At 58.3% G+C, this 9,787-nt stretch carries 9 protein-coding genes and 1 rRNA gene; 6 read left to right on the top strand and 4 right to left on the bottom strand.

Features of this window, described 5'->3' with window-relative positions; all coding sequences use genetic code 11:
- Together L6D82_RS06815 and tyrS are read right to left on the bottom strand one after the other, a co-directional pair.
- A 16S ribosomal RNA gene (locus tag L6D82_RS06815) occupies positions 1–217 on the bottom strand; the annotation flags it as partial.
- Between the two features lie 553 nt (positions 218–770).
- Entirely contained in the window at positions 771–1,970 is a 1,200-nt protein-coding gene (gene tyrS / locus L6D82_RS06810; protein WP_011336180.1) for a tyrosine--tRNA ligase, read from the bottom strand.
- A gap of 210 nt (positions 1,971–2,180) precedes the next feature.
- Here tyrS and L6D82_RS06805 point away from each other — a divergent pair, with 210 nt between their 5' ends.
- Complete coding sequence (locus L6D82_RS06805) at positions 2,181–3,605, top strand: peptidoglycan DD-metalloendopeptidase family protein (protein ID WP_085688419.1); 1,425 nt, start codon at positions 2,181–2,183, stop codon at positions 3,603–3,605.
- A gap of 3 nt (positions 3,606–3,608) precedes the next feature.
- The gene (locus L6D82_RS06800; RefSeq protein ID WP_236188443.1) at positions 3,609–4,700 is read left to right on the top strand and encodes an anhydro-N-acetylmuramic acid kinase; all 1,092 of its coding nucleotides are present in this window, start codon (positions 3,609–3,611) and stop codon (positions 4,698–4,700) included.
- Between the two features lie 72 nt (positions 4,701–4,772).
- On the opposite strand, the gene erpA is transcribed toward L6D82_RS06800, so the two are convergent.
- Together erpA and argC are read right to left on the bottom strand one after the other, a co-directional pair.
- Entirely contained in the window at positions 4,773–5,123 is a 351-nt protein-coding gene (gene erpA, locus L6D82_RS06795) for an iron-sulfur cluster insertion protein ErpA (protein ID WP_003228776.1), read from the bottom strand.
- A gap of 168 nt (positions 5,124–5,291) precedes the next feature.
- The gene (gene argC, locus L6D82_RS06790; protein ID WP_011336183.1) at positions 5,292–6,326 is read right to left on the bottom strand and encodes an N-acetyl-gamma-glutamyl-phosphate reductase; all 1,035 of its coding nucleotides are present in this window, start codon (positions 6,324–6,326) and stop codon (positions 5,292–5,294) included.
- 135 nt (positions 6,327–6,461) lie between these two features.
- Here argC and hemJ point away from each other — a divergent pair, with 135 nt between their 5' ends.
- From hemJ to L6D82_RS06770, 4 genes are all read left to right on the top strand, one after another.
- Entirely contained in the window at positions 6,462–6,890 is a 429-nt protein-coding gene (gene hemJ / locus L6D82_RS06785; RefSeq protein ID WP_007956328.1) for a protoporphyrinogen oxidase HemJ, read from the top strand.
- Between the two features lie 33 nt (positions 6,891–6,923).
- On the top strand, positions 6,924–7,892 hold the full coding sequence (locus tag L6D82_RS06780) for an NAD(P)H-dependent flavin oxidoreductase (RefSeq protein ID WP_236188441.1): 969 nt from the start codon (positions 6,924–6,926) through the stop codon (positions 7,890–7,892).
- A 70-nt stretch (positions 7,893–7,962) separates the two neighbouring features.
- Positions 7,963–8,913: a DUF805 domain-containing protein gene (locus tag L6D82_RS06775; RefSeq protein ID WP_236188439.1), complete on the top strand. Its 951-nt coding sequence runs from the start codon at positions 7,963–7,965 to the stop codon at positions 8,911–8,913.
- 61 nt (positions 8,914–8,974) lie between these two features.
- Positions 8,975–9,763 carry an SDR family NAD(P)-dependent oxidoreductase gene (locus L6D82_RS06770; protein WP_007956321.1) on the top strand — a complete coding sequence of 263 codons (789 nt, stop codon included), beginning with the start codon at positions 8,975–8,977 and terminating at the stop codon, positions 9,761–9,763.
- Positions 9,764–9,787 lie beyond the last annotated feature (24 nt).

The following is a 9,787-nucleotide window of genomic DNA, read 5'->3' as shown; positions in this document are numbered from 1 at the left end:
TAGCGCAAGGCCCGAAGGTCCCCTGCTTTCTCCCGTAGGACGTATGCGGTATTAGCGTTCCTTTCGAAACGTTGTCCCCCACTACCAGGCAGATTCCTAGGCATTACTCACCCGTCCGCCGCTGAATTCAGGAGCAAGCTCCCTTCATCCGCTCGACTTGCATGTGTTAGGCCTGCCGCCAGCGTTCAATCTGAGCCATGATCAAACTCTTCAGTTCAAACATCTTTGGGTTTTTAAGAAACCCTAAACTTGGCTCAGCAATCGTTGGTTACATCTTTGATTTCTCGCGGAGTAACTTGTGATGCTGATAATCTTGTTGACTATCAGTCTGACTCCACAAGCACCCACACGAATTGCTTGATTCAGTTGTTAAAGAGCGGTTGGTTAAGATCTTTCGTCTCAACCGAGGCGCGCATTCTACAGCAGCCTCATTTGCTGTCAAGTGATTATTTTCAGAAGTTTTCGAAGATTTCTTCAACAACTTCAACCACTTGCGCCTCCGATCTCTCGTTAGCGGGAGGCGAATTCTACAGCGTTACACGCTGCTGTCAACACCTCTTTTTCTCCGCTTTCGACCGAGAAGATCGAACCGTTGAAAGCACCAAAAGAACCGGCATTTCCAACTCCTTCCAGGCTTCGATGAACTGAAGCGACCCGCCTTCGAAACCTACTTAACTCATTGAATCTCAAGGAGTTTTCCGTTTCGTCTGCGCCGGAAGTGGGGCGAATTATAGACCTCTGGAATTCGCCGTCAACCCCTTATTTCAACTTTACTCAGATTTCAGCGTAATCCGTGCAAAAGCCTTCTTGCCGGCCTGGCAAACGTGAGTCGCGCCCAGTACGTATATAAAGGAGCGATCAACCACCTCACCATCTACACGTACACCACCGGAAGCCAGCAGATCACGTGCAGCTGCCGAGTTCTTCACCAGACCTGCCTTATTAAGGACAGCGGCAATCGGCATATCCTCGGCAGCAGTCAGCTCGACCTCTGGCAGATCATCCGGCAACTCACCGTCCTTCATACGGTTACCCGCGCCACGGTGAGCATTGGCCGCAGCCTCTTCACCATGGAAGCGCGCGACAATCTCTTCGGCCAGCTTGATCTTGATATCGCGAGGATTAGCGCCCGCCTCTACATCAGCACGGAACGCATTGATCTCATCCATCGAACGGAAGCTGAGCAACTCGAAGTAGCGCCACATCAACGCATCGGGAATCGAAACCAGTTTGCTATACATGACACCTGGCGCTTCCTGAATACCGACGTAGTTGCCCAACGACTTGGACATTTTCTTCACGCCATCCAGACCTTCAAGCAGCGGCATCGTCAGGATGCACTGCGCCTCCTGACCATAACCACGCTGCAGCTCACGCCCCATCAGCAGGTTGAACTTCTGATCGGTACCACCCAGCTCCACATCAGCGCGCAAAGCAACCGAGTCATAACCCTGCACCAGCGGATAGAGGAACTCGTGAATGGCGATCGGCTGATTGGTGGTGTAGCGCTTGTCGAAGTCGTCACGCTCGAGCATACGGGCAACGGTGTATTGCGAAGTCAGACGAATAAAGTCCGCAGGCCCCATCTGATCCATCCAGGTGGAGTTGAACGCGACTTCGGTTTTCGCCGGATCAAGAATCTTGAACACCTGAGTCTTGTAGGTCTCGGCGTTTTCCAGAACCTGCTCACGGGTCAACGGAGGACGTGTGGCGCTCTTGCCGCTCGGATCACCGATCATTCCGGTGAAATCACCAATAAGGAAGATCACCTGATGCCCCAGTTCCTGGAACTGGCGCAGCTTATTAATAAGCACAGTGTGACCAAGGTGCAGATCCGGCGCAGTTGGATCGAAGCCGGCCTTGATTCGCAGCGGCTGGCCACGTTTGAGCTTTTCGATCAGCTCGGACTCGACCAACAGTTCTTCCGCACCACGTTTAATCAGCGCTAGCTGCTCTTCAACCGACTTCATAACAGACCCGCAAGGCTCAGATTCAAAGGGAACCAACCATACAAGATCGCGCACCAAATACAAGTTTTGCCCGGCGCACGGACGCCAATCCACAGACAGGGCGTCCGCAGACTTGCTTCAGGGATGATTTGGTTATATTTTATACAGTTATTTCATCTTCATCATGTCATTCATCTTTTCCAATTCATCTTTTTCAAAGTCAAATTACTTATGACCACTGAACCGTCTAAAGCGCCACCGCTTTACCCGAAGACCCACCTGCTCGCCGCGAGTGGGATCGCCGCCCTTCTCAGCCTGGCGCTCCTGGTGTTTCCATCCAGTGATGTTGAAGCCAAAAAGACAACGCTGAGCCTTGAACTGGAAAGTCCTGCTGAACAACTGACACAAGATCAAGACGCTGCCGACGCAGCTCAAGCCACAAATGAGTCCGTAGCTTCCCCTTTCGCACAGATCGAAAATAGCGCCGAAGAAACGCAGGAAACCGCTCAGGCCGCACCAGCGCCGACACCGGTAGCTGAAGAAAAGAAGGCCCCAAATCACAGGGAAGTGATCGTCTCCAAGGGCGATACGCTTTCTACACTGTTCGAGAAAGTCGGTCTCCCGGCCGCGGCCGTGCATGAAGTGCTGGCCAGCGACAAACAAGCCAAGCAGTTCAGCCAGCTCAAACATGGCCAGAAACTCGAATTCGAATTGAACCCACAAGGCCAGCTGACCAACCTGCACAGCAAGGTCAGCGACGTTGAAACCATCACCCTGACCAAGAACGACAAGGGTTATGTGTTCAACCGCGTTACCGCCAAACCGACTGTTCGCACCGCCTACGTGCACGGTGTGATCAACAGCTCGCTGTCTCAGTCCGCCGCCCGCGCAGGCCTGTCCCACAGCCTGACCATGGATATGGCCAGTGTGTTTGGCTACGACGTCGACTTCGCCCAGGATATCCGCCAGGGCGACGAGTTCGATGTGATCTATGAGCAGAAAGTGGTCAACGGTAAAGCCGTTGGCAATGGTCCGATCCTTTCCGCCCGCTTCACCAACCGCGGCAAGACTTACACTGCCGTGCGTTACACCAACAAGCAGGGCAACAGCAGCTACTACACCGCCGATGGCAACAGCATGCGCAAGGCGTTCATCCGTACACCGGTGGACTTCGCCCGCATCAGCTCCAAGTTCTCCATGGGCCGTAAACACCCGATCCTCAACAAGATACGCGCCCACAAAGGCGTCGACTATGCCGCTCCACGCGGTACGCCGATCAAGGCTGCCGGCGACGGCAAAGTGCTGCTGGCCGGCCGTCGCGGCGGTTACGGCAACACCGTGATCATCCAGCACGGCAACACTTACCGTACGCTGTATGGCCACATGCAGGGCTTCGCCAAGGGCGTGAAGACCGGCGGCACCGTCAAACAGGGCCAGGTGATCGGTTACATCGGCACCACCGGCCTGTCCACCGGCCCGCACCTGCACTATGAGTTCCAGGTCAACGGTGTCCACGTCGATCCACTGGGCCAGAAGCTGCCGATGGCCGACCCGATCGCCAAATCCGAACGCGCCCGCTTCCTGGCACAGAGCCAGCCGTTGATGGCTCGCATGGACCAGGAAAAAGCCACCATGCTGGCTTCGAGCAAGCGTTAAGCCATGGCTCTTTATATCGGAGTGATGTCCGGCACCAGTCTCGACGGGCTGGACATCGCCCTGATCGAGCAATCCTCGGCGATCAACCTGATCGCCACGCACTACATCCCCATGCCTGAAACCCTGCGCGCCGAGCTGCTTGGCTTGTGCGCCAGCGGCCCTGACGAGATCGCCCGTTCGGCGATTGCCCAGCAGAACTGGGTGAAGCTCGCCGCGCAAGGGATCCATACCCTTCTCGAACGGCAACAGCTCAAGCCTGAAGCCATTCGCGCAATCGGCAGCCACGGCCAGACTATTCGCCACGAGCCGGCGCGTGGTTTCACCGTACAGATCGGCAACCCCGCCCTGCTCACTGAACTGACCGGTATCACCGTCGTCAGCGATTTCCGCAGTCGCGATGTGGCCGCTGGCGGCCAGGGCGCCCCTTTGGTTCCGGCCTTCCATGAAGCGTTATTCGAAGAGCGTACCGGCAACCGCGCGGTCCTGAATGTCGGCGGTTTCAGCAATCTCAGTCTGATTGAGCCGAACAAGCCTGTAGCCGGTTTCGACTGCGGGCCGGGGAATGTGCTGATGGACGCCTGGATTCATCAGCAACGGGGCGAGAACTTCGACCGAAACGGGCAGTGGGCAGCCAGCGGGAAGGTTGAGCCTACCCTGCTGAAAGCCCTGCTCAGCGATCCGTTTTTCGTGACACAAGGCCCGAAGAGCACCGGTCGCGAAGTCTTCAACTTGCCTTGGCTGGAGCAGCAACTGTCGCGCCTGCCAGGTTTCGCACCCGAAAACGTACAGGCAACACTGCTCGAACTGACGGCGCTGACAATCGTCGAATCGCTGCAAAGCGCTCAATCGAATACCGAAGAGATCTTGGTCTGCGGGGGCGGTGCCCACAACGCTACGCTGATGAAGCGCTTGGCCGACCTGCTACCCAACGCCAAAGTCGCCAGTACCACGACCCACGGCGTCGATCCGGACTGGGTCGAGGCCATGGCCTTCGCTTGGCTGGCCCACTGCTGTCTGGAGGGCATCGCCGCCAATCGCCCGAGCGTCACCGGCGCCAAAGGCTTGCGCGTGCTCGGCGCCATCTACCCCAACTGACAAATCGCAGATAACAAAACGCCGCAGAACCGTGAGGTTCTGCGGCGTTTTATTGTGTACGTTGAAGCGCGATCAGATCGAGAACGAGGAGCCGCAACCACAAGTGGTGGTGGCATTCGGGTTCTTGATCACGAAACGCGAACCTTCCAGACCTTCCTGATAATCCACCTCGGCACCCGCCAGATACTGGAAGCTCATCGGATCGACCACCAGACTGACGCCTTCGCGCTCGACGATGGTGTCGTCCTCGGCCACATCTTCATCGAAGGTGAAGCCGTACTGAAACCCTGAACAACCGCCGCCCGTAACGAATACGCGCAGCTTCAAGCGATCATTCCCCTCTTCATCGACCAGGCTCTTCACCTTGTGCGCGGCACCTTGAGTGAATTGCAAAGCCGTGGGGGTGAAGGATTCGACGCTCATGCTGACTTTCTCCCGGCGTTACGCCGCCATAATGCGTGATGACGCGCATTATCCGCTTGTCCTAGAAAATCGGTCAACTATTGTTACGGTATATCAATAAAGCTGATCAGCCGACCAGAATGCAAAAAGGCCCGTCAAACGGGCCTTTTTGCCAAGCAAGATCAGTCGTTACGGCAGCATGCCGGCGTGGGACAGGCCCAAACGCTCATCCAGCCCGAACAGAATGTTCATGTTCTGCACCGCCTGACCCGACGCGCCCTTGACCAGGTTGTCGATCACCGAGAGCACTACCACCAGATCACCATCCTGCGGGCGGTGAACCGCGATGCGGCAGACGTTGGCGCCACGCACACTGCGGGTTTCTGGATGGCTACCAGCCGGCATCACGTCGACGAACGGCTCATTGGCATAACGCTTCTCGAACAACGCCTGCAGATCCACCGAGCGATCCACCACGGTCGCGTAGAGCGTGGAGTGAATGCCACGGATCATCGGCGTCAGGTGCGGCACAAAAGTCAGACCGACATCCTTGCCTGCGGCACGACGCAGTCCCTGGCGAATTTCCGGCAGATGACGGTGACCTTTCACCGCATAAGCCTTCATGCTTTCCGACGTCTCGGAGTACAGCGAGCCTACGGCAGCGCCACGACCGGCACCGCTGACACCGGACTTGCAGTCGGCGATCAGGTGCGAAGCGTCGGCAATACCCGCTTCAAGCAACGGCAGGAAACCCAGCTGCGTCGCGGTCGGGTAGCAACCCGGCACCGCGATCAGACGTGCTTTCCTGATCTGCTCACGATTGACTTCCGGCAGACCGTAAACCGCCTCGTCCAGCAACTCCGGCGCGCCGTGCGGCTGGCCGTACCACTTGGCCCACTCATCGGCGTCCTGCAGACGGAAGTCTGCCGACAGGTCGATGACCTTGGTGCCGGCCGCCAGCAATTCGCCTGCCAGTGCGTGGGCAACGCCGTGCGGAGTGGCGAAGAACACCACGTCGCAAGCGCCCAGCGTCTTGATGTCCGGCACGCTGAATGCCAGACCGTCGTAGTGACCGCGCAGGTTCGGGTACATATCAGCCACGGCCAGACCGGCCTCGGATCGGGAAGTGATCACTACCACTTCTGCCTGCGGATGCTGTGCCAACAGACGCAGCAGTTCGACACCGGTGTAACCCGTGCCGCCGACGATACCGACCTTGACCATAAACCTGCCCTCAACGAACCCACTGGAAAGCCGTCGATAATAGGGGCCGCGCGCCCCTGCGACAACCGCCAAGGTGACGTGCGGACGCTCAAGCCTCTACTATCCGGCCTACCGTGAATCAGGGAATAACCAAAAATGCTCTATCTGTGGATCAAAGCGCTTCATATCGTCAGCATCGTGTGCTGGTTTGCCGGGCTGTTCTATCTTCCGCGACTGTTCGTTTATCACGCGCAAAGTGAAGATACGATCAGCAAGGAACGCTTCAGCATCATGGAGCGCAAGCTCTATCGCGGCATCATGGGCCCGGCGATGATCGCCGCGCTGATCTTCGGCGGCTGGCTGATCTACCTGAACCCGAGCATCTTCAGCAGCGGTGGCTGGATCCACGCCAAATTGACCCTGGTCGTGCTGTTGATCGGTTACCACCACATGTGCGGCGCGCAGGTAAAACGTTTCGCCCGTGGCGAGAACACCCGCAGCCATGTCTTTTATCGCTGGTTCAATGAAGTGCCGGTTCTGATATTGCTGGCTATCGTAATTCTGGTCGTGGTCAAGCCGTTCTAACTTCAACAAATACAACTTTCCGGGGTACTTCCGATGTCGCTGCCCGCTCTGCTCGAACAACGTCTGCGCCTGCCCGTAGTGGCGGCGCCGATGTTCCTTATCTCCAATCCTGAACTGGTGCTGGCGTGCTGTCGCAACGGCGTGGTTGGCAGCTTCCCGGCACTGAACCAACGCGAAAGCAGCGGGTTCAAGGCCTGGCTGGAGCAGATCGAAGCGGGGCTGGCGACATTGGAGAACCCGGCGCCGTACGCGGTGAACCTGATCGTCCACCACAGCAACCCGCGCCTGCAGGCTGACCTGGACATCTGCGTCGAGCACAAAGTCCCCATCGTCATCACCAGTCTCGGTGCCGTGAAGGAACTGGTAGACGCCGTGCACAGTTACGGCGGCCTGGTCTTCCATGACGTAACGACCCGTCGCCATGCCGAGAAAGCCGCCGAGGCCGGTGTCGATGGCTTGATCGCCGTCGCAGCCGGTGCCGGTGGACACGCCGGCACCTGGAGTCCGTTCTCGCTGATCGCCGAGATCCGCGAGTTCTTCGACAAAACCCTGTTGCTTGCAGGATGTTTGAACCATGGGCATGAGATTCTCGCCGCACAACTGCTCGGCGCGGATCTGGCCTACTTCGGCACGCGATTTATCGGCACCACTGAAAGTCATGCGCCTGACGCCTACAAGCAGATGCTGCTGACTGCCAAAGCCGCCGACATCATTCATACTCCTGCCGTGTCCGGTGTTCCGGCCAGTTTTATGCGTCAAAGCCTGGAGGCCGCCGGTTTCGACATGGCCGCCCTGCAAGGCAAGGGCGAAGTGAATTTCGGCGACAAGCTCAAGCCGATCAACGACGAAGCCAAGGCCTGGAAAACCGTGTGGTCGGCGGGTCAGGGCGTAGGCCAGATCGACGATCTGCCAAGCGTGGATCAACTGGTGGCGCGTCTCGATGCCGAATACCGCCAGGCCCTGGAGCACGCAGCACAATTGCCGAAACGCTGGCCACGTTGAATGAAACCCGTCCAGTCGCTGTCTGACTGGCCTTAGACTCAATTTATCTCGCGACAAGGATGCCTCGGCCATGAGCGAACCCCGTTACAAGATCGTTTTCGACGGCGCGCTCCAGCCCGGCGTCGATATCACCACGGCCAAGCTCAACCTGGCCGACCTGTTCAAAAGCGATGTCGCCGCCATCGAACGCCTGTTCAATGGCCGCACCGTCGCGCTCAAGCGTGATTTGTCGCACAGCGATGCGCAGACTTATCTGCAAGCGCTGGGCAAGACCGGGATCGATGCCCGGATCGAAACCGAAACGCGCATCGAACTGAATCTGTCGGATGTCCACGAGCAAAGCGCCGCCGTCGCGGAGCCTGACTCGCCTTATGCTCCCCCTCGCGCCGTCGTCGGTGAAAGCCTGCCGGCATTCGCGCCTCTCAAGCCGCTCAGCGTCGAAGGCCGGATCGGCCGCTTGCGTTACCTGGCATGGTCGATGGTGTTAAGCCTGGCCGCCCTGCCGATCGTCAGCGTGTTCGCATTGATCGGCCTAGGTCTGGTGAGCGCCGACTCGACCACTGGCCTGATCATCGGCGGTCTCCTCGCCTTCTTCCTGTTTCTGGCCTTCGCGATTGTCGGGATCCTGTTCAGCATTCAGCGCCTGCACGATATCGGCTGGTCGGGTTGGCTCTGGCTGCTGACGCTGGTGCCGTTCGTGGGGAGCTTCTTCCCGCTGGTGATCATGGTCGTGCCGGGCAATACCGGCGCCAATCGCTATGGCCCACCGCCTCCGCCGAACAGCACGGCAGTCAAAGTGCTGTGCTCTTTGTGGATCGTGTTTATCGGGCTGTTTTTCATGGGCGGCATGCTGGGCGGGATTACCGCCATCCAGCAGGAATACGAAAGCAGTCTTGAAAGCAGCTACGAGAGCGGCTCGGTGACCACCGATGAAATCGATGTCGAAGTCGAACCCGCCGCGAATTCGGCAGACGATGCAGCCGAAGCCGCCCTCGCCCCTGTAGACTCTGCGAAAGAATGAACAACGCTCCCCGCCGTGACACCTGCGTCCACGGCGCGGCGCTGTTGCGATGGAGATTTGCATGACCCGTTACGCTCTGATCACCGGCGCCTCCAGCGGCATTGGCCTGGCCATGGCCGAAGCCCTGGCGCGCCGTGGCCGCAGCCTGATTCTGGTGGCTCGCCAGCGTGATCAGCTGGAAAGCATTGCGATTGAACTGACCCAGCGCTTCGGCGTGGAAGTGCTGTTCCGCGCCTGTGATCTTGGCGAGCCGCTGCGCCTGTCCGGTTTTCTGCTGGAGCTTGAAGAAGGCGATCGCCAAATCGATCTGTTGGTCAATTGCGCCGGCATCGGTACTTGCGGCCCGTTCCTGGCCCAGGACTGGATGACCGAACAGGACCTGATCGAAGTGAACATCCTCGCCCTTACCCGCCTTTGCCATGCCATCGGCAACAGCATGGCGTTGCAGGGCGGCGGGCAGATTCTCAACGTCGCGTCGGTGGCAGCCTTCAACCCCGGGCCGTGGATGAGCACCTACTACGCCAGCAAGGCGTATGTACTGCATTTCTCGGAAGCACTGCGGGTGGAACTGAAGAAGTGTGCGGTCAAGGTGTCGGTGCTCTGCCCCGGCCCGACCCGCACCGCGTTCTTCAGAACCGCACAACTGAACAACGACAAACTCAACGCCAGCAAACTGCTGATGAGTCCCGAGGAGGTCGCGCTGTATACCGTGCGCGCCCTGGAGAAAAACCGCGCGATCATCATTCCCGGACGCCGAAACCGCTGGTTCGCCTTTCTGCCTCGGCTCGGTTCGCGCTGGCTCAACCGCACCATCGTCGGCATGGTCAACAAAGCTTACTGCCCTCGCTGAAGGGCCGACAGGCAAATGGCTGGG

It is taken from the genome of Pseudomonas paraglycinae, from assembly GCF_021601625.1.
Taxonomy (GTDB): Bacteria; Pseudomonadota; Gammaproteobacteria; order Pseudomonadales; family Pseudomonadaceae; genus Aquipseudomonas; species Aquipseudomonas paraglycinae.
Note: the sequence above shows the minus strand (reverse complement) of the source record. Positions and strands in the feature narration are given on the sequence as shown.